Annotated in this window: 19 protein-coding genes; 11 read left to right on the forward strand and 8 right to left on the reverse strand. The window is 72.8% G+C overall.

Going from position 1 to position 22,595, the window contains the following annotated elements; translation table 11 throughout:
- Positions 1-64: 64 nt before the first annotated feature.
- Positions 65-1,795, reverse strand: coding sequence for a 2-isopropylmalate synthase (leuA, locus tag A8713_RS09860; RefSeq protein WP_064533083.1), 1,731 nt, complete (start codon positions 1,793-1,795; stop codon positions 65-67).
- A gap of 367 nt (positions 1,796-2,162) precedes the next feature.
- Between leuA and A8713_RS09865 the strand changes: the two genes are divergently transcribed.
- The 8 genes from A8713_RS09865 to A8713_RS09900 all read left to right on the forward strand — a co-directional run bounded on the left by A8713_RS09865 (position 2,163) and on the right by A8713_RS09900 (position 9,683).
- Positions 2,163-3,233 (forward strand): M4 family metallopeptidase, encoded by a 1,071-nt coding sequence (locus A8713_RS09865; RefSeq protein WP_064533084.1) that lies wholly within the window; start codon positions 2,163-2,165, stop codon positions 3,231-3,233.
- A 21-nt stretch (positions 3,234-3,254) separates the two neighbouring features.
- The gene (locus A8713_RS09870) at positions 3,255-3,521 is read left to right on the forward strand and encodes a protealysin inhibitor emfourin (RefSeq protein WP_064533085.1); all 267 of its coding nucleotides are present in this window, start codon (positions 3,255-3,257) and stop codon (positions 3,519-3,521) included.
- A 70-nt stretch (positions 3,522-3,591) separates the two neighbouring features.
- On the forward strand, positions 3,592-4,923 hold the full coding sequence (locus A8713_RS09875; protein WP_064533086.1) for a GH1 family beta-glucosidase: 1,332 nt from the start codon (positions 3,592-3,594) through the stop codon (positions 4,921-4,923).
- Complete coding sequence (locus A8713_RS09880; protein WP_382848759.1) at positions 4,920-6,230, forward strand: MFS transporter; 1,311 nt, start codon at positions 4,920-4,922, stop codon at positions 6,228-6,230. The genes A8713_RS09875 and A8713_RS09880 overlap by 4 nt, the downstream gene beginning before the upstream one ends.
- A gap of 190 nt (positions 6,231-6,420) precedes the next feature.
- On the forward strand, positions 6,421-7,512 hold the full coding sequence (locus tag A8713_RS09885; RefSeq protein WP_078509943.1) for a PhoH family protein: 1,092 nt from the start codon (positions 6,421-6,423) through the stop codon (positions 7,510-7,512).
- Between the two features lie 12 nt (positions 7,513-7,524).
- Positions 7,525-8,022, forward strand: coding sequence for an rRNA maturation RNase YbeY (gene ybeY / locus A8713_RS09890; protein WP_064533087.1), 498 nt, complete (start codon positions 7,525-7,527; stop codon positions 8,020-8,022).
- 6 nt (positions 8,023-8,028) lie between these two features.
- Entirely contained in the window at positions 8,029-9,327 is a 1,299-nt protein-coding gene (locus A8713_RS09895) for a hemolysin family protein (protein ID WP_064533088.1), read from the forward strand.
- Positions 9,324-9,683 carry an MmcQ/YjbR family DNA-binding protein gene (locus A8713_RS09900; RefSeq protein ID WP_064533089.1) on the forward strand — a complete coding sequence of 120 codons (360 nt, stop codon included), beginning with the start codon at positions 9,324-9,326 and terminating at the stop codon, positions 9,681-9,683. Before A8713_RS09895 ends, A8713_RS09900 begins: the two co-directional genes overlap by 4 nt.
- A gap of 6 nt (positions 9,684-9,689) precedes the next feature.
- Here the strand turns inward: A8713_RS09900 and A8713_RS09905 are convergent, their stop codons facing one another.
- The gene (locus tag A8713_RS09905) at positions 9,690-11,192 is read right to left on the reverse strand and encodes an MFS transporter (RefSeq protein ID WP_064533090.1); all 1,503 of its coding nucleotides are present in this window, start codon (positions 11,190-11,192) and stop codon (positions 9,690-9,692) included.
- Positions 11,193-11,340: 148 nt separating this feature from the next.
- Here A8713_RS09905 and A8713_RS09910 point away from each other — a divergent pair, with 148 nt between their 5' ends.
- The 3 genes from A8713_RS09910 to era all read left to right on the forward strand — a co-directional run bounded on the left by A8713_RS09910 (position 11,341) and on the right by era (position 13,720).
- Positions 11,341-12,162, forward strand: a complete 822-nt coding sequence (locus tag A8713_RS09910; RefSeq protein ID WP_237305534.1) for a helix-turn-helix transcriptional regulator — start codon at positions 11,341-11,343, stop codon at positions 12,160-12,162.
- A gap of 102 nt (positions 12,163-12,264) precedes the next feature.
- Positions 12,265-12,645, forward strand: a complete 381-nt coding sequence (locus tag A8713_RS09915) for a hypothetical protein (protein ID WP_064537398.1) — start codon at positions 12,265-12,267, stop codon at positions 12,643-12,645.
- Positions 12,646-12,766: 121 nt separating this feature from the next.
- The gene (era, locus tag A8713_RS09920) at positions 12,767-13,720 is read left to right on the forward strand and encodes a GTPase Era (RefSeq protein ID WP_064533091.1); all 954 of its coding nucleotides are present in this window, start codon (positions 12,767-12,769) and stop codon (positions 13,718-13,720) included.
- A 639-nt stretch (positions 13,721-14,359) separates the two neighbouring features.
- Here era and A8713_RS09925 read toward each other — a convergent pair.
- From A8713_RS09925 to A8713_RS09950, 6 genes are all read right to left on the reverse strand, one after another.
- The gene (locus A8713_RS09925) at positions 14,360-16,459 is read right to left on the reverse strand and encodes a glycoside hydrolase family 31 protein (RefSeq protein ID WP_237305335.1); all 2,100 of its coding nucleotides are present in this window, start codon (positions 16,457-16,459) and stop codon (positions 14,360-14,362) included.
- Positions 16,460-16,636: 177 nt separating this feature from the next.
- Entirely contained in the window at positions 16,637-17,722 is a 1,086-nt protein-coding gene (locus A8713_RS09930) for a carbohydrate kinase family protein (protein WP_237305535.1), read from the reverse strand.
- 429 nt (positions 17,723-18,151) lie between these two features.
- A complete protein-coding gene (locus A8713_RS09935) occupies positions 18,152-19,456 on the reverse strand; it encodes a glucarate dehydratase family protein (RefSeq protein ID WP_064537401.1) in 1,305 nt (434 codons plus the stop codon).
- Between the two features lie 806 nt (positions 19,457-20,262).
- The gene (locus tag A8713_RS09940; RefSeq protein WP_064533094.1) at positions 20,263-21,264 is read right to left on the reverse strand and encodes an adenosine deaminase; all 1,002 of its coding nucleotides are present in this window, start codon (positions 21,262-21,264) and stop codon (positions 20,263-20,265) included.
- Positions 21,265-21,284: 20 nt separating this feature from the next.
- Positions 21,285-22,190: a ribonuclease Z gene (locus tag A8713_RS09945; RefSeq protein ID WP_064533095.1), complete on the reverse strand. Its 906-nt coding sequence runs from the start codon at positions 22,188-22,190 to the stop codon at positions 21,285-21,287.
- Positions 22,191-22,200: 10 nt separating this feature from the next.
- Complete coding sequence (locus tag A8713_RS09950; protein WP_064533096.1) at positions 22,201-22,554, reverse strand: histidine triad nucleotide-binding protein; 354 nt, start codon at positions 22,552-22,554, stop codon at positions 22,201-22,203.
- Between the last annotated feature and the right edge of the window lie 41 nt (positions 22,555-22,595).

Below are 22,595 nucleotides of genomic sequence, written 5' to 3' on the forward strand. Positions count from 1 at the left end.
CAAAAATCCCGGCCCCGGCTGCCTCGATGGGCGGCCGGGACCGGGAAAACGCCGGTCAGGGTGGTCAGCGGGCGGCCCGGTTGACGGCGGAGACGACCGCCTTCAGCGACGCACGTGTCGTGTTCGCGTCGATGCCGATCCCCCACAGGACCTTGTCCTCGATCGCGCACTCGATGTAGGAGGCGGCCTGCGCGGAGGCGCCCTCGCTCATCGTGTGCTCCTGGTAGTCCAGCAGGCGCACGTCGATGCCGATGGACTGGAGGGCGTCGAAGAACGCGGAGATCGGGCCGTTGCCGGAGCCGGTCAGCACGGTGTCCTCGCCGTCCACCTGGGCCTCCACCGTCAGGCTGTCCACGCCGTCGGTGTCGGTGGTCGACTGGCCCGTCTTGACCTGGATGCGGCCCCAGGGGTTGTCCGGGTTGGGCAGGTACTCGTCCTGGAAGACGGACCAGATCTCCTTCGGCGTGACCTCGCCGCCCTCCGCGTCGGTCTTCGCCTGGATGATCTTCGAGAACTCGATCTGCATCCGGCGGGGCAGGTCCAGCTTGTGGTCGTTCTTCAGGACGTACGCGATGCCGCCCTTGCCGGACTGCGAGTTGACGCGGATGACCGCCTCGTAGGAGCGGCCGACGTCCTTCGGGTCGATCGGCAGATAGGGCACCGCCCACTCGATGTCGTCGACCGTGACGCCCTTGGCCCGCGCGTCGGCCTCCATGGCGTCGAAGCCCTTCTTGATGGCGTCCTGGTGGGAGCCGGAGAAGGACGTGTAGACCAGGTCGCCCACGTACGGGTGGCGCGGGTGGACCTCCATCTGGTTGCAGTACTCCCACGTACGGCGGATCTCGTCGATGTCGGAGAAGTCGATCTGCGGGTCGACGCCCTGCGAGAACAGGTTCATGCCCAGGGTGACCAGGTCGACGTTGCCGGTGCGCTCACCCTGGCCGAACAGGCAGCCCTCGACGCGGTCGGCGCCGGCCATGACCGCCAGCTCGGCCGCGGCCACCGCCGTGCCGCGGTCGTTGTGCGGGTGGACGGACAGGCAGACGTACTCGCGCCGGGAGAGGTTGCGGTGCATCCACTCGAAGCGGTCCGCGTGCGTGGAGGGTGCCGAACGCTCCACGGTGGCCGGCAGGTTGAGGATGATCTCGCGGCCCGGTCCCGGCTGGTAGACGTCCATCACCGCTTCGCAGACCTCCAGCGCGAAGTCCAGCTCGGTGTCGGTGAAGATCTCGGGGCTGTACTGGTACCCGAACGTCGTGCCATCAGCCTCCGGGCCCAGCAGCTTCTCGGCGTACTCCATCACCAGGCGGGTGCCGTCGACGGCGATCTGCTTGATGTCGTCCCTGGAACCGCGGAAGACGACCCGGCGGAAGACCGGCGCGGTGGCGTTGTACAGGTGGACGGTGGCGCGCCTGGCGCCCTTCAGGGACTCCACGGTCCGCTCGATCAGGTCCTCGCGGGCCTGGGTCAGTACGGAGATCGTGACGTCGTCCGGGATCGCGCCCTCCTCCTCGATGATGGAGCGCACGAAGTCGAAGTCGGTCTGGCCGGAGGCCGGGAAGCCGACCTCGATCTCCTTGTAGCCCAGCTTGACCAGCAGGTCGAACATGGCGCGCTTGCGGGCGGGCGACATCGGGTCGATCAGGGCCTGGTTGCCGTCGCGCAGATCGGTGGAGAGCCAGCGGGGGGCGGCGGTGATGCGCTGCTCGGGCCAGGTGCGGTCGGGGATGTCGACCTGCTCGTACTGGCCGTACTTGCGGACCGGCATGGAACTGGGCTGCTGACGGTTGACCATGGTGGCGTGGGCTCCTCGGGAGGTCCGCGGGTGACGCGGAGGCCGGTGGGGCGGCCGACGGCGCAACGCCAGACTCCGCGGGGAGGGGGTCGGCCTCGACTACAGGCCCTCGCCGCGGCAGCTAAGGAGAAGCAGCCCGAAACGCATGGTGCTGTGCAGCCTAGCCGAGCCGCGTCGGACGCGTGGACCCGTCCAGTATGCGAAACGAGACCCGCGAAAGGGAGCAAAAGGTACAAAGAGTGCGCGTCGTCACACCGCGCAGCCACCCCTACCCTTCGCGACCGCCGAAGGAACGCCTTGCCCCGATTTTTCACCAATCAAGGTTGCAGGTAGTGACTTTGACATCACGCAGTGCGATGGTCGACGTATGACCAGCCACGGGGGCCAAGAGCCCGTCTTCTGCACCATCGTCCCGCCCCACGTCCTCGACCGGCTCGCCCGGAACGAGGACCCCGCGCTGTCCGGCCCGGCCCGCCGCAGCCTCCAGCGCGACGCCATGGAACGCACCCGCAGGCGCCTGACCACCGTCGTCGGCGCCACCGCCGTCGCCCCGCCCGCCGGCAAGCAGGCCGAGCAGCCGCACCGCACGATCTACGACGCCCACCACCGCACCGACCTGCCCGGCACCAAGGTCCGCAGCGAGGGCCAGCAGCCCGGCAAGGACGCCACCGTCAACCGCGCCTACTCCGGCCTCGGCGCCACCTTCGAGCTGTATCTGAAGGCGTACGGCCGCGACTCCATCGACGGCAGCGGCCTGCCGCTGGACGCGACCGTGCACTACGACGAGAAGTACAACAACGCCTTCTGGAACGGCGAGCAGATGGTCTTCGGCGACGGCGACGGCGAGGTCTTCCTCGACTTCACCATCCCGGTCGACGTCATCGGCCACGAGCTGACCCACGGCGTCACCCAGCACACCGCCAACCTGGCCTACTTCGGCCAGTCCGGCGCGCTCAACGAGTCGGTCTCCGACGTCTTCGGCTCGCTGATCAAGCAGTACACGCTCGGGCAGAGCGCGAGCGAGGCCGACTGGCTGATCGGCGCCGGGCTGCTCGCCCCGCGCGTCACCGGCACCGCGCTGCGCTCCATGAAGGCGCCCGGCACCGCCTACGACGACGACGTGCTCGGCAAGGACCCGCAGCCCGCCACCATGGACGACTACGTCCACACCGGCAGCGACAACGGCGGCGTGCACATCAACTCCGGCATCCCCAACCACGCCTTCTACCTGGTCGCCACCGCGCTCGGCGGGCACGCCTGGGAGAAGGCCGGACAGGTCTGGTACGACGCGCTGACCGGCGGCAAGCTCAAGGAGGACGCGGACTTCGCGGCCTTCGCCACCCTCACCGTGCAGGCCGCCCGCGAGCGGTACGGCGCGGGGGACGTGCTCCAGGCCGTGCAGAAGGGCTGGGAGCAGGTGGGGGTGCGGACGCTCTGAATCCGTACTAGACACTGACCCATGCGTATTCAGGTACGGCGCACGGGCGGCTTCGCGGGCATCGAGCGGCACGCCGAGGTGGACACCTCGCAGCGGCCCGATGCCCCCGAGTGGCGGTCCCTGGCCGAGAAGGCCCTCGCCGCGGGCCAGGGTACCCCGCCCGCCGGGGTCCCGGACGGCTTCCACTACGAGATCACGGTCGACGGACACACGGTCCACGCCGCCGACCCCCGGCTCACCGACGACCAGCGCGAGCTGATCACCAGAGTGCTGAAGGAAGGCGCGTAGCCAGGGGCCCGCAAGCCCTTTCCGTGCACGGGCGTTGACTTCCGTTACCGCCGGTACGGATGATCCGCGCATGGCGACTGACGCAGGCACCTCAGGCACCTCGGCCGAACCGCTCCCCCGGTTCCCGGACGGTTTCCTGTGGGGGGTGTCCACCTCGGCGCACCAGATCGAGGGAGCGGCGGACACCCGGGAGCCGTCCGTGTGGGACGCGTTCTCCGCCGAGGCGGGCCGGATCAAGGACGGCTCCACGGCGGCGGTGGCCTGCGACCACTACCACCGGCACGCCGAGGACGTCGCCCTGCTGGCCGGGCTCGGCGTCGGCGCCTACCGCTTCTCCGTGTCCTGGCCCCGGGTGAACTCCCCCGGCGGCCTCGACTTCTACGACCGGCTCGTCGACGAGCTGTGCGCGGCCGGGGTGCGCCCCGTCCCGACGCTCTTCCACTGGGACCTGCCGGCCGGTCTCGACTGGCTGGAGCGCGACACGGCGGAGCGCTTCGCGGAGTACGCGTCGGTGGTCGCCGGGCGCCTCGGCGACCGCGTCGGCAAGTGGATCACCCTCAACGAACCCGCCGAACACACCCTCCTCGGCCACGCGCTGGGCGTCCACGCGCCGGGCAGGCGCCTGCTGTTCGACGCGCTGCCCGCCGCCCACCACCAGCTCCTCGCCCACGGCCTGGCCGTACGGGCGCTGCGCGCGGCCGGGGCCTCGGACATCGGCATCGCCAACTCGCACGCCCCGACCTGGCCCGCCTCGCGCGAGGCCGCGGACGTGGAGGCGGCGGACTTCTACGACATGCTGCTCAACCGCCTGTTCGCCGAGCCGCTGCTGCTGGGCCGCTACCCGGAGGGCGTCGGCGAGCTGATGCCCGGCGACGTCGAGGCCGACCTCAAGGTGATCGCGGAGCCGCTGGACTGGTACGGCGTCAACTACTACGCCCCGGCCCGGGTGGGCGCCCCGCAGGGCACCGACGCGGAGGTCGGCGGGATCAGGCTGCCCGCCGGACTGCCGTTCACCGTCCGACAGATCGAGGACCGCCCGGTCACCGACTTCGGCTGGCCGGTGGTCCCCGAGGGCCTGACCGAGCTGCTGACCGGCTTCCGCGAGCGCTACCGCGACCGCCTCCCGCCGCTCGTCATCACCGAGAACGGCTGCTCCTACGAGGGCCTGGACGACCAGGACCGCATCGCCTACCTCGACGCCCATCTGCGGGCGCTGCACCGGGCGATGGCGGCGGGCGTGGACGTACGCGGCTACTTCGTGTGGTCCCTGCTGGACAACTGGGAGTGGGCGGAGGGCTACGCCCGGCGCTTCGGCCTCGTGCACGTCGACTACGCGACCCTGGAACGCACCCCGAAGTCCTCCTACCACTGGTACCGCAGCCAGCTCCGCGCCCAGAGATGACCCGCCCCCGCCGGCCGCCGCGCCCGCCGGGTCCGGCCTCGTCCCCGGGCAAAGCCCCCGCGCGCACCGGGCCCGACCCGCTCGCCGAACCCGTCCGGCCGGTCGGGCGGGGCTGGACGGCCGCGCTCTCGCTGGCCAACGGCGCGATCTGGGTGGGCTGGTACGGACCGCTGCAGATCCTGCTCGCCGCCCAGGCGCGGGACTTCGCGCCCGGCACCGGCCTGTCCAAGGAAGCGCTGCTGGCCTGGGTGACGGGCGCCGGGGCGGTGGTGTCACTGGTGGCCAACCCGCTGTTCGGGGCGCTGTCGGACCGGACGACGGCCCGCTGGGGCCGCCGCTCGCCGTGGATCGCGGCCGGGGCGGCGGGCGGCGCGCTGTCGCTGCTGCTCCTGGCGGGCGCGCACGGCGTGGCCGCGATGGCGGCCGGCTGGTGCCTGGTCCAGCTCACCCTGAACGCGGCCTTCGCCGCGGTGACGGCGGCCGTGCCGGACCGGGTGCCGCGCGCGCAGCGCGGATCGGTGGGCGGCCGGCTGGGGGCGGCACAGATCCTCGGGGTGGTCGGCGGGACGGGACTCGCGACGCTGGCCGGCGGCACGGGGGCCGGGTACGCGGCCTGCGCGGTGTTCACGGCGGCGGGCGTGCTGCCGTACCTCCTCGGCTTCCGGGACCTGCGGCTCCCGGCGGCGCGCCGCCCGCCCTGGTCCTGGCGGGGCTTCTGGGGCGGCTTCCTGCTCAGCCCGCGCCGCCACCCGGACCTCGGCTGGGCCTGGCTGACCCGCTTCCTGATCAACCTCAGCAACTCCCTGGTGCTGCTCTACCTCCTCTACTACCTGCGCGACCGCGTCGGGTACCCGGACCCCGAGCGGGGCGTCCTGGTCCTCACCGCGGTGAACGGGGCCACCCTGCTGGCCACGGTGGTGGCGGGCGGGGTGTGGTCGGACCGGGCCGGCCGCCGCAAGCCGTTCGTGGTCTGGTCGGGCGTGCTCATGGCGGTGGCCACGGCCGCGCTGGCGGCGTGGCAGACCTGGCCGGGCGCGCTCGTGGCGGCGGCCGTCCTCGGCGTCGGCTTCGGCGTCTTCACCTCGGTCGACTTCGCCCTGATGACCGACGTACTGCCCACCGCCCTGGACCGCGGCAAGGACCTCGGCGTCATCAATGTCGCCAACGCCCTCCCCCAGGTGGCGGCCCCGGCACTGGCCGCGCCGATCGTGACGTACCTCGGCGGCTACCGCGTGCTCTACCTGATCGCGGCCGCGATCGGACTGGCCGGTGCGGTGCTGGTGGGGCGGATCCGGGGCGTGGAGTGAGGCGCGGGGGGTGGGCCGCCGCGGGAGACCGCAGGAGACCGCAGGAGAAGGGGCCGGGGTTCCGGGCGGTGCGGATGCCGGGAAAAGCCCTACGGGCTTGCCGCTCCCGCGTCGTACCCTGGGAAGCGCGAGGCCGCCGTCAGCTGTGCGGCCGTGACGAGGAGGAAAAGCAGGCGTCGAGCGCCGGCCCATGACTCAGACACCCGCAGCCAAGACCCCCGCGCAGGGGCAGGCGAGAGCACAGTTCACCGTCCCCGCCCAGCACCCCATGGTGACCGTGCTGGGTTCCGGCGACTCCCTCCTGCGCGTGATCGAGAAGGCCTTCCCGGGGGCCGACATCCACGTCCGGGGCAATGAGATCAGCGCGGTGGGCGACACGGCGGACGTGGCCCTGATACAGCGCGTGTTCGACGAGATGATGCTCGTGCTCCGCACCGGGCAGCCGATGACGGAGGACGCAGTGGAACGCTCGATCGCCATGCTCAAGGCGAGCGGGAACGGCGAGGGGGACGGCCAGGAGACCCCGGCCGAGGTGCTGACGCAGAACATCCTGTCCTCGCGCGGGCGCACCATCCGCCCCAAGACGCTCAACCAGAAGCGCTACGTCGACGCCATCGACAAGCACACCATCGTCTTCGGCATCGGCCCCGCCGGTACCGGCAAGACCTATCTGGCGATGGCCAAGGCGGTGCAGGCCCTGCAGTCCAAGCAGGTCAACCGCATCATCCTGACCCGCCCCGCGGTCGAGGCCGGCGAGCGCCTCGGCTTCCTGCCGGGCACGCTCTACGAGAAGATCGACCCCTATCTGCGCCCGCTCTACGACGCGCTGCACGACATGATCGACCCGGACTCGATCCCCCGCCTGATGGCCGCGGGCACGATCGAGGTGGCCCCGCTGGCGTACATGCGCGGCAGGACCCTGAACGACGCCTTCATCATCCTGGACGAGGCGCAGAACACCAGCCCCGAGCAGATGAAGATGTTCCTCACCCGGCTCGGCTTCGACTCGAAGATCGTGATCACGGGTGACGTCACCCAGGTGGACCTGCCGAGCGGGACCAAGTCGGGTCTGCGGCAGGTGCAGGACATCCTGGAGGGCGTCGAGGACGTCCACTTCTCCCGGCTGTCGTCGCAGGACGTCGTACGGCACAAGCTGGTGGGCCGTATCGTCGACGCGTACGAGAAGTACGACAGCACGCACGGCACCGAGAACGGGGGCGTGTCCAAGGGCGGCCGTTCCCGGTCCGCCGCCGGGCACGGCCACGGGCACAAGGGGAAGTAGACCAGCACGACCATGTCGATCGACGTCAACAACGAGTCCGGAACCGAGGTCGACGAGCAGGCGATCCTCGACATCGCCCGCTACGCGCTCGCACGGATGCGCATCCACCCGCTCTCCGAACTGTCGGTGATCGTCGTGGACGCCGACGCCATGGAGCAGCTGCACATCCAGTGGATGGACCTGCCGGGGCCGACGGATGTCATGTCCTTCCCGATGGACGAGCTGCGTCCGCCGGGCAAGGACGACGAGGAGCCCCCGCAGGGCCTCCTCGGTGACATCGTGCTGTGCCCCGAGGTCGCCGCCCGGCAGGGCGCCGAGGCGGAGACGAAGCACTCCATGGACGAGGAGCTGCAGCTGCTCACCGTCCACGGGGTGCTGCACCTGCTGGGCTACGACCACGAGGAGCCGGACGAGAAGGCCGAGATGTTCGGCCTCCAGGCGGCGATCGTGGACGGCTGGCGTGCCGAGCGGGGCCTGGAGGGTCCCTCTCCGGCGCCGACCGTCTCGTAACCGCCGATGAGTCCGCAGATCGTCCTCGGCGCCGTCGCCCTGGTCGTCGTCGCCTGGCTCGCCGCCTGCGCGGAGGCGGGCCTCGCGCGCGTCTCCAGCTTCCGCGCCGACGAGGCCGTGAAGTCGGGCCGCCGGGGCGGCGCCAAGCTCGCCCAGGTCGCCGCCGACCCGACCCGCTATCTGAACGTGGCCCTGCTGGTCCGCGTCGCCTGCGAGATGGCGGCGGCGGCCCTGGTCACCTATGTCTGCCTGGACGCGTTCTCCGGGACCGGCGAGGCGCTGGTGGTCGCGATCGCCGTCATGGTCCTGGTGTCCTACGTCGCCGTCGGGGTCTCCCCGCGCACCATCGGCCGGCAGCATCCGCTGAACACGGCCACCGTGGCGGCGTACGTCCTGGTCCCGCTCGCCCGGATCATGGGCCCGATCCCCTCGCTGCTGATCCTCATCGGCAACGCGCTCACGCCGGGCAAGGGCTTCAGGCGCGGCCCGTTCGCCTCGGAGGCGGAGCTGCGGGCGCTGGTCGACCTGGCCGAGCAGGAGTCCCTGATCGAGGACGACGAGCGCCGCATGGTGCACTCCGTCTTCGAGCTCGGGGACACGCTGGTGCGGGAGGTGATGGTGCCGCGCACCGACCTCGTCGTCATCGAGCGGTACAAGACCATCCGCCAGGCCCTCACGCTGGCGCTGCGCTCCGGTTTCTCGCGCATCCCGGTCACCGGGGAGAGCGAGGACGACGTCGTCGGCATCGTCTATCTGAAGGACCTGGTCCGCCGCACCCACATCACCCGGGAGGCGGAGAACGAGCTGGTGTCCACGGCGATGCGCCCGGCGGTGTTCGTACCGGACACCAAGAACGCCGGTGATCTGCTGCGCGAGATGCAGAAGGAACGCAACCACGTCGCGGTCGTCATCGACGAGTACGGCGGCACGGCCGGGATCGTCACCATCGAGGACATCCTGGAGGAGATCGTCGGCGAGATCACCGACGAGTACGACCGGGAGCTGCCTCCGGTGGAGGACCTCGGCGAGGGCCGCCACCGGGTCACCGCCCGCCTCGACATCACCGATCTGGGCGAGCTGTACGGCCTGGAGGAGTACGACGACGAGGACGTGGAGACGGTCGGCGGGCTGCTCGCCAAGGCGCTGGGCCGGGTTCCCATCGCGGGCGCCTCGGCGCCGGTCGAGCTGCCCGACGGGCGGACGCTGCGGCTGACCGCGGAGTCCGCGGCGGGCCGCCGGAACAAGATCGTGACGGTGCTGGTGGAGCCGGTGGGCGGGCCCGGGGACGGAGCGGAGAGCGGATGACGCCCCAGGAGCTGCGCGCCCTGTGCCTGTCCTTCAACGCCACCGTGGAGGACTTCCCCTTCAACCCGGAGACCTCGGTCTTCAAGGTGCGGGGCAAGCTCTTCGCGCTGACGGCGCTGGACGCGCGGCCCCTGACCGTCAACCTCAAGTGCGACCCCGAGGACGCGGTGCGGCTGCGCGGCGAGCATCCGGGGCTGGTCGTCCCGGGCTGGCACATGAACAAGCGGCACTGGAACACGGTCACGGCCGACGGCCGGCTCCCGGACCGGCTGGTCCGGGAGCTGGTCGAGGACTCCTACGACCTGGTGGTGGCCGGTCTGCCGCGTGCCGAGCGGCTCCGTCTCGACCGGCCCTGAGGCCCCTCAGGGGCGGGCTCCCCGGCCGGTACGCAGGCCGAGTCCCACCAGCAGCGCCGCCGCCAGCACGATCAGCGCGTCCAGGGCGAGCACGGTGTGCACCCCGGCCAGCAGGTCGTCGGAGGTGGTGGCGAGCACGCCCAGCAGCGGGATGCCGACGGTGATGCCCACCTGCTGGGTGGAGGTGACCAGCCCGGTGGCCAGGCCCTGCTCCTCGTCGGGCACGCCCGAGGTGACGGTCAGCCCGTAGGAGACGATCGCGCCCAGGTGGAACATGCTGGCCAGGGCGACGGCGGCGGTGGCCAGCCACACCGACCAGGAGCCGGTGCCCAGCCCGAGCAGCGCGGCGATCAGCGCGCCCTGCCCGGCCAGCGAGCCGGCCAGCGTACGGCGGGCGCCGAAGCGGCCGATGACCTTCGCCGCGTACGAGCCGGCGACGACCGACAGCACGCCCTGCACCCCGAAGACGAGGCCGGTCTCGAAGGCGGACAGGCGCAGGGTCTCCTGGAGGTAGAGGGTCAGGACGAAGACGACCGTCGACATCATCGAGAAGGTGACCAGACCGCCCAGGTTGCCGAAGGCCACCGTGCGGCGGCGCAGCATGGGCAGCGAGACCAGCGGGGCGGCGGAGCGGGACTCCACGACCGCGAACGCGGCCAGCAGGGCGAGTCCGGCGAGCAGCGCGGCGATCACGTCGGCGCGGCCGAAGCCGTGGTCGGCGGCGGTGGACAGGGCGTAGATCAGCGAGAGCAGACCGGTGGTGACGGTGACCGCGCCGGGCACGTCGAGGCGGGGGCGGTGGGGGGTGCGGGACTCGGGGAGCAGGCCGGGGGCCAGGGGCAGCACGATCAGCGCGAAGACGGTGAGCAGCGCCATCGTGGAGCGCCAGCCGAGGGCGTCGGTGAGGACGCCGCCGGCGACCATGCCGACGGTGAAGCCCAGCGAGAGCAGGGTGCCGGAGATGCCGAGGGCGCGGTCGCGGGCCGGGCCCTCCGGGAAGGTGGTGGTCAGCAGGGACATGCCGGTGGGCACGATGGCCGCGGCGCCCAGGCCCTGGAGCACCCGTCCGGCCAGGAAGGACGCCGGGTCCCAGGCGAGGGTGGCCAGCAGGGAGGCCGCGCCGAACAGGGCGAGCCCGGCGAGGAACAGCCTGCGGCGGCCGAACAGGTCGCCGACCCGGCCGAACAGCAGCAGGAAGCCGCCGGAGGGCAGGGCGAACGCGGTGACGGCCCACTGGAGCGCGGAGCGGCTCATGCCGAGGTCGGTGCCGAGTTCCGGCAGGGCCACGTTCAGGACGGAGAAGTCCAGGGCGACCATGAACTGGGCCGCGCACAGGACGAACAGGACGAGCTTGTCGCGCGTCGACAGCCGGGAGGCCGCCGATGCCGAGGAGGTGGGCTGGGGGTCGGGGACGGTTGTCGGGGTGGCCGGGGTGGCCGTCGCGGTGGCCGGGGTGGCCGGGGTGGCCGGGGTGGCCGGGGTGGCCGTCGGGGTGGTGTCGATCGCCATGGCACAGAGCTTCTTGCGGCCGGAACAGATGTGGGGAGTCGGAACTTATGGTGGTGGTGGCACCACCAGACAGCGCGAGGGGGATCCGTACGTGCCGGAGACGGACGTGTCGAAGAGTCAGCGGCGGCATGAGCTGCGCGAGTTCCTGATGAGCAGGCGGGCCCGGGTGTCCCCGGCCGAGGCGGGGCTGCCGGACGGCGGGGCGCGCCGGCGTACGCCCGGACTGCGGCGGGAGGAGGTCGCCGTGCTCGCCGGGGTGGGCGCCTCCTGGTACCAGTGGCTGGAACAGGGCCGGGACATCTCCGTCTCCGCGCAGGTCCTGGACGCGGTGGCGCGGGTGCTGCGGCTCGGCGGCACCGAGCGGCGCCATCTGTACGTGCTCGCCGGGCTGAACCCGCCCGCGCCCGAGGTGGCGCCGGACAAGCGGGACATGTGCGAGGGGCTGCGGCGGCTGATCGACACCTGGATGCCGTATCCGGCGCACATCATGGACCTCTACTACAACTGCGTGATGTACAACGACGCCGCCGCGGTGGTGCTGGGCATGCGCCCGGACATCACGCAGAACTGCCTCGTCGACTTCTTCACCGACCCGCTGTACCGCGCCCGCTCGCACAGCTGGGAGCGCAACGCCCGTACCGTCGTCGCGCAGTTCCGGGCCGCGTGCGCCGCCCGGCCCGGCGACGAGGGGTACCAGGCGGTGCTGGAGCGGGTCTCGCGGGCCAGCGCGGAGTTCACGGCGCTGTGGGAGGAGTGGGACGTCGAGGAGCCGGGGCAGGTGCGCAAGGAGTTGGAACATCCGCTGGTGGGGCTGCTGTGCGTGGAGTCCACGGCGATGAAGGTGCCGGCCCGGCCGGATCTCACGGTGGTCCTGCACACGCCGCTGGACGAGGCGAACACCGCGGCGAAGCTGGAGTGGCTGGCCTCGCCGGAGGGGCGGCGCGGGGCGATGTATCCGGTGGCGGGGTGAGGTTCCGCCGCGGAGCGGGGGCCGGGTGTGGGGCGGCGGGGGCCGGGGGGCGCGGGAGGGCCGTCGGGAGGGCTGTCGGTGGGGCTCCGTATGCTCGGGGCCATGACCGAGAGCACCGACAGCAGCGCGCTGGACGCCGAGGACCGCAAGATCGTCACCCTGGCCCGTTCGGTACGGGCCCGCAACGGCGTGCCGGAGGGCGCGGCGGTACGGGACGAGACGGGCCGCACCTACGCCGCCGGGTCGGTGCGGCTGGCCTCGCTGGAGCTGAGCGCGCTGCGCACCGCGGTGGCGATGGCGGTGGCGTCCGGGGCGACCTCGCTGGAGGCGGCGGCCGTGGTCAGCGCGGCTCAGGGGCTGCCGCCGGAGGACCTGGCGGCGGTGGCCGACCTGGGCGGGGCGGGTACGCCGGTGCTGCTGGCAGGGCCGGACGGCGCCGTGCGGGTGACGCTGACGGCGGACGCGGCGGAGACGGCGGAGTAGCGGCGCGGGCGGCTGGGCGGCTGGGCGCGTCCGGGGTGGTGGGGCGTCTCCCGGGGGCGGTGGGGCGCCGGTCGCGGTGCCCTGTTCGGCGGGGGGTCGTGGATCAGGGACAATGGGCGCCATGAGCGTTCGTACCCAGTCATCCGAGCAGTCCGCCGAGGCTGCCCACCGGGCCGGCTTCGCCTGTTTCGTGGGCCGCCCCAACGCGGGCAAGTCCACCCTCACGAACGCTCTGGTCGGGCAGAAGGTGGCGATCACCTCCAACCGGCCGCAGACCACCCGGCACACCGTGCGCGGCATCGTCCACCGGCCGGACGCGCAGCTGATCCTCGTGGACACGCCGGGGCTGCACAAGCCGCGGACGCTGCTGGGCGAGCGGCTGAACGACGTGGTGCGGACCACGTGGGCCGAGGTGGACGTGATCGGCTTCTGCCTGCCCGCCGACCAGAAGATCGGGCCCGGTGACCGGTTCATCGCCAAGGAGCTGGCGGGGATCAGGAAGACGCCGAAGGTCGCGATCGTCACGAAGACCGACCTCGTGGACGGCAAGGCGCTCGCCGAGCAGCTCATCGCGATCGACCAGCTGGGCAAGGAGCTGGGGATCGAGTGGGCGGAGATCGTGCCGGTGTCGGCGACGGCCGGCCGGCAGGTGGATCTGCTCGCCGATCTGCTGATCCCGCTGCTGCCGGAGGGGCCCGCGCTGTATCCCGAGGGGGATCTGACCGACGAGCCCGAGCAGGTGATGGTGGCCGAGCTGATCCGGGAGGCGGCGCTGGAGGGGGTGCGGGACGAGTTGCCGCACTCCATCGCCGTGGTCGTCGAGGAGATGCTGCCGCGGGAGGACCGGCCGGAGGACAAGCCGCTGCTCGACATCCACGCGAACGTCTTCATCGAGCGGCCCAGCCAGAAGGGGATCATCATCGGGCCGAAGGGGAAGCGGTTGAAGGAGGTCGGGATCAAGTCGCGCAAGCAGATCGAGGCGTTGCTCGGTACGCCGGTGTTCCTCGACCTTCATGTGAAGGTCGCGAAAGACTGGCAGCGGGATCCCAAGCAGTTGCGTCGGCTCGGTTTCTGAGGGTTCCTCGGCCCACCCGCCCACCCGACTCGGTGGGTGAAAAGGTCCCGCCACGGGGCCCCGCCCCGAACCCCGGCGGGGGCTCCGCCCCCAGCGCCCCCGAACTCGCCCCCCCACCCGCCCGACTCGGTGGGTGGAAAGGCCGCGCCACGGGGCCCCGCCACGGCCCCCGCGGGACTCCGCCCCCCTGCGCCCCCGAACTCGCCCACCCGGCGCCCGACTCGGTAGGTAGGACGGTCCCGTCACGGGGCTCCGCCCCTGGCCCCCGCGGGGGCCTCCGCCCCCGCGCCCCCCGAGCCCACCTGACGCGGTGGGCGAGAAGGCTCCGCCACGGGGCTGCGCCCCGGACCCCGGCGGGGGCTCCGCCCCCTGCACCCCTGAACTCGCCCACCCGACCGCCCGACCCGATGGGCCGGGAAGTCTCCCACGGGGCTCCGGCTTCCTCCACCCCCGGCGCTCGATCGTCCTCGGTCGGCCGGGAGGTCGCGTCGCGCGGCTCGCCCCCGGCCCTCGCCCCCGGCCCTCGCCCCTGACGCTCTCCCAGGGTCCCGGCCCGGCCGCGTCTTCCCACGGACCCCGGTTTCCCTCACGACCGACGGGCCGAGCGCCGTGCGCTCGGCCCGTCGGTCGGGGTGGGGGTCAGCGCAGGGCGCGCAGGGCCTGCTGGGCTCCCTTCGCGTGGAGGTTGACGAAGACGGGGGCCGTGCCCAGGGGGGTGCTGTAGGAGGTGAGGGTGCGGTTGCCGGGGATCGTCCTGTGGTGGGCGACGTCGTACCAGGTGCCCGGGGGGAGGTGGACGGAGCGGGTGGGGGCGTCGGTGAGCTGGGGGGCGGCGAGGACGGCCGGGCCCAGCATCCACTCGTCGGTGACCGTGTAGGCGGCCCGGTCCTTCGGGAAGTCGAAGAAGAGGGGGCGCATGATCGGGTCGCCGGTGCGCAGCGTGGCCTGGACCTGGTCCCAGATGTAGGGGGCCAGGCGGGCGTGGCGGGCGAGGGCGGCGCGGTAGAGGTCGATGGTCTCCTGGTCGTAGACGACCTTCTGGCCGGTGGTGGGGTCGTTCGTCTCGACGGGGGACGTGGAGGCGTACATCAGGGGCATCAGGGACGCCGACTGGGCCCAGCGGACCAGGACCTGCTTGGTGGGGGCCGACTGGCCCAGCGAGCCGCCGATCATGTCGGTGGTGACGAAGGGGTAGCCGATGGTGGAGATGGCGAGGTTCTGGGAGACGGAGGCCCGCAGGGAGTTCCAGCCGGTGCCCTTGTCCTCCTGGCGGGTGACGAATCCGGCCCGGTGGGCGGTGGTGTCCCAGTGGACGCGGATGCCTACGCCCTGGAGATCGTACTCGTCGGCGAGCTGTGCGCCGAGGCGCTGGTAGTCGGTGGGCTTGTAGCCCTCGTGCGGGGCGCACTTCTCGTCGATGAAGCGGGTGTCGAACTTCAGGCCGTCGACGCCGTAGGCGCTCATGAGGGACTTCAGGCGGCCCTCGTACCAGGCCTTGGCGTCCGGGTTGGCGAGGTCGACGATGCCGGCCGTGCCGTTCCACCAGGTGACCGTGCAGGGCTTGGTGGTGTCGGTGGCCGACTTCAGCAGGTAGCCGTGGTCGGCGGCATAGCCGTACTGGTCGGAGTCGAGGTTGATCCAGAGGGTGACCCAGAGGCCGAAGTCGAAGCCGAGGTCGTGGATCTTCTTCGACATGGCGGCGGGGTCCGGGTACGCCTTCGGGTCGAAGGTCATGTTCCCGTAGTCGGACTCCCACTTGTCATCGAGCTGGAGGGTGTGGCCGCCGATGCCGTTGTCGTGCAGTTCCTGGGCGTAGTCGAGCAGTTTGGCCTGGTCGACGTCGGTGTAGAACTGCGCCCAGGAGTTCCAGACGGGCTCGGCGTACTGCCGGTAGGTGGCATCGCTCTTGGCGGGCTTGCCGACGATGCCGATGTAGTCGCGGTAGACGTCAAGGGGCGTCGACTCGACGAAGACGGTCGCCCTGTACGGTTCGGCGGACTCGATGTCGAAGCGGCCGAGGCCGTCCCCGCCCTGGTTGAGGGCGACGTCCATGACGTGCCCGGTGTCCACGCGCAGCCCGGTGGAGCGCGAGGTGTACCAGAACGGGTCGACCATGTAGTACGAGGCCGGGCCGAAGTTGGTGTGTGCGACCTGTCCGGTGTCCAGCGGCCAGGGCTGGTCGGTGCCGGGACCGCCGGAGGGGGTCTGGGCCTCGCCGTGGCCGTACCAGTGGCCGGCGGAGGAGAGGGCGTAGGCGAGGCCGAGGCGGTCGGGGACGGTCTGCCCGGTGACCTGCCAGTCGAGCTGGTAGCGGTCGGCGGCGGGCGTGATGCGGGCCTGGACGCTGGTGCCGGGCGCGGTGGTGGCCGCGGTGAGCGTGAGGGTGCCGTGGCGCCAGGTCCAGTCGGTGACGCGGGTGGCGTGCTGCCAGGTTCCGTCGGCGCGGAAGCGCAGGGCGCCCGTGCCGGCCGGGGCGGTGGCCAGGACGGTGGCGCCGGACCGGCTGGTGGTGAGGGCGAGTTGGGCGGTCGTCACCGTCAGGCGGTAGCCGGGCGCGGTGCGGCCGCGCGGGACGGTGAGGGTCAGCTCGGCCGGGGACGAGGTGAGGCGGGGAGCGGGGGCGGCGGGGGTCGCCTGGGCGGCCTGGGCCTGGTCCTGCGCGGTGAGCCCCACGGGGAGGGCGAGGGCCAGGGCGAGGGCGGCGAGGAGCACTCGGGGGCTGCGTGATGGTCTGCGCACGACGCATGTCCTTCGACGGAGCGGTCAGGAGGGAGCCATGGGTCTGGAAGTGCGGGCCCGTGCAAAACCGTGCTGCGTGCAAAATCGTGCTTGATCCCGCCGATAATTGAGCAGCAAACGTCATCTGTCAATGGCGTACCCGGGCCCGGGAGTTGCGGCGCACGCGGGCGCGGCGGGTCACGCGGAGCGGCCGAAACCGATGGTGGGCACCGCCCGGCGGCGGGGCCAGGGCTCCGCGCACGCCTCGGGCAGCAGCCGGTCCAGGAAGGCGTACCGGCGCAGGGCGGCCGGGTCCTGGCCCGGCACCGACTGGACCCGGCGCCACCAGGCCGCGATCTCGGACCAGCCCGGCGCCGACAGCGAACCGCCGAACTCCTGTACCGACAGCGCGGCGGTGAGCCCGGCGAAGGCGAGCCGGTCGGCCAGCGGCCAGCCGGCCAGACTGCCGGTGACGAATCCGGCCACGAAGACATCGCCCGCGCCGGTCGGGTCGAGCGCCTCGACCGCGATGGCGGGCACCTCGGCGCTCTCCCCCGTGCGCCGGTCCACGGCGTAGGCGCCCTCCGCGCCGAGGGTGACCACCGCGACCGGCACGAACGCGGTGAGCGCGTGCGCCGCGGCGCGCGGGCAGTCGGTGCGGGTGTAGCGCATCGCCTCCTCGGCGTTGGGCAGGAACGCCTCGCAGTGCTCCAGGTCGGCGAGGCCGGCCAGGTCCCAGGCGCCGGTGTCGTCCCAGCCGACGTCCCCGAAGACCCGGGTCCCCTGCCGGGCGGCCTCGGCGATCCACGGCTCGCGCCTGCCGGGCGTCAGGGAGGCGACGGCGGCACGCGCGGACGGCAGGCACAGGGGTGTGCCGTCCTGGAGGTCCGGGAGGAGGACCTCCTCCGGGGGCGGCTCGTGGCCGTGGGAGACCATGGTGCGCTCGCCCTCGTACGCCATGGAGACGGTGACCGGCGAGTGCCAGCCGGGGGCGGTGCGCGAGGGGGTGAGGTCGATGCCCTCGCCCTGTTCCAGCGCGTCCCAGCAGTACTCCCCGTAGTGGTCGTCGCCGAAGGCCGCCGCGAGCGAGGTGCGCAGGCCGAGGCGGGCCAGGGCGGTCGCCATGTTGGCCACGCCGCCGGGGCTCGAACCCATGCCGCGCGCCCAGGACTCGGTGCCGCGCACCGGGGCGGAGTCGAGGCCGGTGAAGATGATGTCGAGGAAGACGGTCCCGGTGAGGTAGACGTCGCAGGGCGGGTCGTCCGTGGTGCGCAGCCCGGCCAGCGGGTCGAGCTGCGGGGCGCCGGGGGCGTGCGGCGCCCCGACGACGTACTCCCGGTCCTGCGGATACTCGCGGGACTCGGGCGTCTCGCGGCGCGGCGGGACCCGCCGGGCGTCCGGGTGCTCCCGGCCGGCCGGCCGCTCGTCCCGGTACGCGTGCGCTCCCGGGTGTTCCGGGTGTTCCGGCTGCTCCGGTCCTTCTCCGGCGGGCGTGTTGGACGCGGTCACGGTGCGCTCCCCTGGCATGGTGCGGATCCAGCCAGTGTGCACCACCGCGCGCACCCGGCGGGGGTGTCACGCCGGGTGGGGCGATACCTCGGTAAGTACGGGGGTGTGCTCGTCGGGGACGGGGACGCGGTGGCCGCCGGCGCACCGGGCGCGCGGGTGCGGCGGGTCCGTCGCCGTCGCGGTACGGGCGGGCCCGCGGGCCTGTCACCAGCGCGGTACGGGCGGGGCGGTCCACCGGGGGTCGGCGGCGCGCAGGGCCGCCGTGTCGTCGCGGTCGCGCAGTGCACCGTCGTCGTCGAGCCAGCGCCGGTGCAGGAACGCCAGCCGGTCGCGGTCGAGTTCGACGCCGAGGCCGGGACCGTCCGGCACGGTGACGCAGCCGTCGGTGAAGGCGAGCCGTTCGGTGAGGACGTCCTCGGACTGCCAGGGGTAGTGGGAGTCGCAGGCGTGGTGGAGGCCGGGGAGGGTCGCGGCGACGTGGGTCATGGCGGCGAGGCTGATGCCGAGGTGGGTGTTGGAGTGCATGGACACGCCGACGCCGAAGGTGCGGCAGAGCGCGGCGAGTTGGCGGGTGTTGCGCAGTCCGCCCCAGTAGTGGTGGTCGCACAGGACGACCTGCACGGCGCCACGGGTGAACGCCTCGGGTATCTCCGCGAACGTGGTCACGCACATGTTGGTGGCCAGCGGCACCCCGGTGCGGGCGGCGACCTCGGCCATGGCGGGGGTGCCGAGCGCGGGGTCCTCCAGGTACTCCAGGACACCGGCGAGCTGACCGGCCACCTCCAGCGAGGTGGCGACGGACCAGGCGCCGTTGGGGTCGAGGCGCAGCGGGTGCCCGGGGAACGCCTCGGCCAGGGCCCGTATCGCGGCGACCTCCTCCTCGGGCGGGAACACTCCGCCCTTGAGCTTGAAGGAGGTGAAGCCGTACCGCTCCTTGAACCGCCGGGCCTGCGCGACGACTCCGGCCGGGTCGAGGGCGGCGCCCCAGGCGTCGGGTTCGGCGGGGACGCCCGCCGGGTGCCGGGCCCATTTGTAGAAGAGGTAGGCGCTGTACTCGACGCGGTCGCGCAGCTTGCCGCCGAGCAGTTCGTGCACCGGCAGGCCGAGGGTCCTGCCGAGCGCGTCCAGGCAGGCGACCTCGAAGGCGGAGACGACGGACAGGCGCAGCTTGTCGGCGGTCTGGGTGCCGCGCAGCCCGCCGACGTCCACGGCGTCCTCCACCCGGGAGGCGTCCACGGCGACCTCGTCCGCGAGCGCGAACAGCGCGTTCAGATCACTGACCCGACGCCCTTCGAGCCGCGCGGCGAACGGCGCGGCCAGCTCCAGGTACTTGGTGTCGCCGTAGGTCTCCCCGACCCCCGTGACGCCCCCTGCCGTCTCCACCTCGACGATCAGCCGGGGCGTGTACGGCTGGTGCACACCCTGCGTGTTCAGCAGCGGCGGATCGGCGACCAGGATCGGCGTCAGCCGCACCCCGGCGATCGTGAGCCCGGCCCCGAGATCGGACACCTTGTTCCCCACCTTGCCTCCCACCCGCCCGCCCGGCCGGCCGGCCGCCCGCCTCAACGCTGTCCATGTATGAGAATGGAGACTAGGTAGGCGAACAGGTCCCGTCAATGGATCCACACCGGGGCCCGCTCCCGGGGGGTAAGGGGCGGGGCCGGCGGGGCCCCTGCACGGTGACCGGGAGGGGGACGAAGCCCTGGTGGCGGGACCTCCCGGCCCACCGCGTCGGGCGGGCCCCAGGGGGCGGAGGGGGCAAAGCCCCCGCCGGGGTCCGGGGCAGGGCCCCGTGATGGGCCCCTCTCACCCACCGAGCCGGGCGGCCGGGTGGGCAAGCCCGGGGCGCAGGGGGCGGAGCCCCCGCCGGGGACCGGGGCGGAGCCCCGTGGCAGGGCCTCACGACCCACCGCGTCGGGCGGGCAGGTGGGCAAGCCCTGGGGCGCAGGGGGCAAAGCCCCCGCCAGGGACCGGGGCGGAGCCCCGTGACGGAACCCCACGACCCACCGCGTCGGGCGAGCAGGTGGGCAAGCCCCAGGGCGCAGGGGGCAAAGCCCCCGCCAGGGACCGGGGCGGAGCCCCGTGACGGAACCCCACGACCCACCGCATCGGGCGAGCAGGTGGGCAAGCCCCAGGGCGCAGGGGGCGGAGCCCCCGCCGGGGGCCGGGGCGGAGCCCCGTGGCGGGGCCTCACGACCCACCGAGTCGGGCGGGTGGGTGGGCCGAGGGGTCGGGGGCCGGGGCGGAGCCCCGTGGCGGGACCCCGCGACCCATCGAGTCGGGCGGGCGGGTGGGCGAGAAGGCAGGGGGACGTGTCAGGCGTCCCCGGAAAACTCGTACGCCTCCACCTCCGCCAGATACCGCCGCCTGCGCTCCTCGTCGTCCTCCAGGAAGGAGGCGAGGAAGGAGTTGCGGGCCAGCTCGCGCAGCCGTTCCTCGGACAGGCCGAGGACGCGGTGGACGGCGTCGAAGGTGTCGCCCGCGTAGCCGCCGAAGTAGGCCGGGTCGTCGGAGTTGACCGTGCACAGCAGCCCCGCCTCCAGCATGGCGGGCAGCGGATGGTCGGCGAGGGTGTCGACGGCGCGCAGCCGGACGTTGGACAGCGGGCACAGGGTCAGCGGTATCCGCTCGCGGACCAGCCGGCCGACCAGCGCGGGGTCCTCCACGCAGCGCAGCCCGTGGTCGACGCGCTCGACGCCGAGCACGTCCAGCGCCTCGGTGATGTACTGCGGCGGCCCCTCCTCCCCCGCGTGCGCCACCCGCCGCAGACCGAGCGCGGCGGCCCGCTCGAACACCTCGCGGAACTTCGCCGGCGGGTGCCCGACCTCGGCCGAGTCGAGCCCGATGCCGGTGATCCGGTCCAGGTACGGCCGGGCGGCCTCCAGGGTCTCCAGCGCGGACGCGGCGGACTCGTCGCGCAGGAAGCACAGGATCAGCCGGGTCGAGACGCCGTGCCGCTCCTCGCTGCGGCCCAGCGCCCGCCACAGCCCCTCGACGACCGTGCCCATGCCGATGCCGCGCGCCGCGTGCGCCTGCGGGTCGAAGAAGATCTCCGCGTGCCGTACGCCCTGCGCGGCGGCCCGCGCGAGATAGGCGTCGGCGAGGTCGGCGAAGTCCTGCTCGGTGCGCAGGACGGCCATCAGCTCGTAGTACAGGTTCAGGAAGGTCTGGAGGTCCTGGAAGCGGTACGCCTCGCGCAGGGCCTCGGTGTCCGCGTAGGGCAGCGTCACACCGTTGCGCGCGGCCAGCTCGAAGGCCAGCTCAGGCTCCAGGGTGCCTTCGATATGGAGGTGCAGTTCAGCTTTGGGCAGGGGCATCAAAGAATCGTACGGCGCCTTCACCGACGTTTCGGAACCGGCACCCGTTGCAGATCATGGGCCACGGTCAGCTCGCCCTCGAACCCGGCGGCCCGCGCCTGCCGTTCGAACTCGGCGGGCTCGGAGTAGCGCTGGCTGAAGTGGGTGAGGACCAGGTGCCGTACGCCCGCGTCCCGGGCCAGGCGGGCGGCCTGCCCGGCGGTGAGGTGGCCGTGCTCGGTGGCGAGCGTCTCGTCCTCGTCGAGGAAGGTCGACTCGATGACCAGCAGGTCGCAGTCCTCGGCCAGCTCCCGCGCCCCCTCGCACAGCCGGGTGTCCATGACGAACGCGAACCGCTGCCCGCGCCGCACCTCGCTCACCGCCTCCAGCGGCACCCCGCGAAGGGAGCCCTCGTGCTGGATCCGGCCCACGTCCGGGCCGGTGATGCCGTGCGCGGCGAGCCGGTCGGGCAGCATACGGCGCCCGTCGGGTTCGACGAGCCGGTAGCCGTAGGACTCCACCGGGTGGGAGAGGCGGCGGGCTTCGAGGGCGTACGCCGGTGTCGTGGCGAGGACGCCGTCGGCGTCCACCGGGGCCTCGGTGAGGGCGACCGTCTCGCGGTAGGCGGTGGCGTGCCGGAGCCGGTCGAAGAAGCGCTTGCCGGAGCGCGGGTAGTGCGCGGTGATCTCGTGCGGGACCCGGTCGAGGTTGATGCGCTGGATCACCCCGGCCAGACCCAGGCTGTGGTCGCCGTGGAAGTGGGTGACGCAGATCCGGTTCAGGTCGTGGGCGGCGGCCCCGGCGCGCAGCATCTGCCGCTGGGTGCCCTCCCCCGGGTCGAACAGGATGCCCTCGCCGTCCCAGCGCAGCAGATAGCCGTTGTGGTTGCGGTGCCGGGTCGGGACCTGGCTGGCGGTGCCGAGGACGACGAGTTCACGTACGGACACGACCGGTCGCCTAGCCGGGCGGCCACTGGAGGCCGCGGCCGCCGAGGACGTGCGCGTGGGCGTGCCAGACGGTCTGTCCGGCGCCCGCGCCGGTGTTGAAGACGGTGCGGTAGCTCTCCAGCTTCTCCTCGTCGGCGACGGCCCGCGTCTCGCGCAGCACGTCGGCGGCGAGTTCCGGGGCGCCGGCGGCGAGCGCGGCGGCGTCCTTGTAGTGCGCCTTGGGGATCACCAGGACGTGGGTGGGCGCCTGGGGGTTGATGTCGCGGAAGGCGACGGTCGTGTCCGTCTCGCGGACGACGGTCGCGGGGACCTGACCCGCGACGATCTTGCAGAACAGGCAGTCGTCCTGCGCTTCCCCTGCCATACGCGTGCGCTCCTTCGGACCGGTGAGCTGGTACGGGGCAT

The organism is Streptomyces sp. SAT1 (assembly GCF_001654495.1).
GTDB classification, from domain to species: domain Bacteria; phylum Actinomycetota; class Actinomycetes; order Streptomycetales; family Streptomycetaceae; genus Streptomyces; species Streptomyces andamanensis.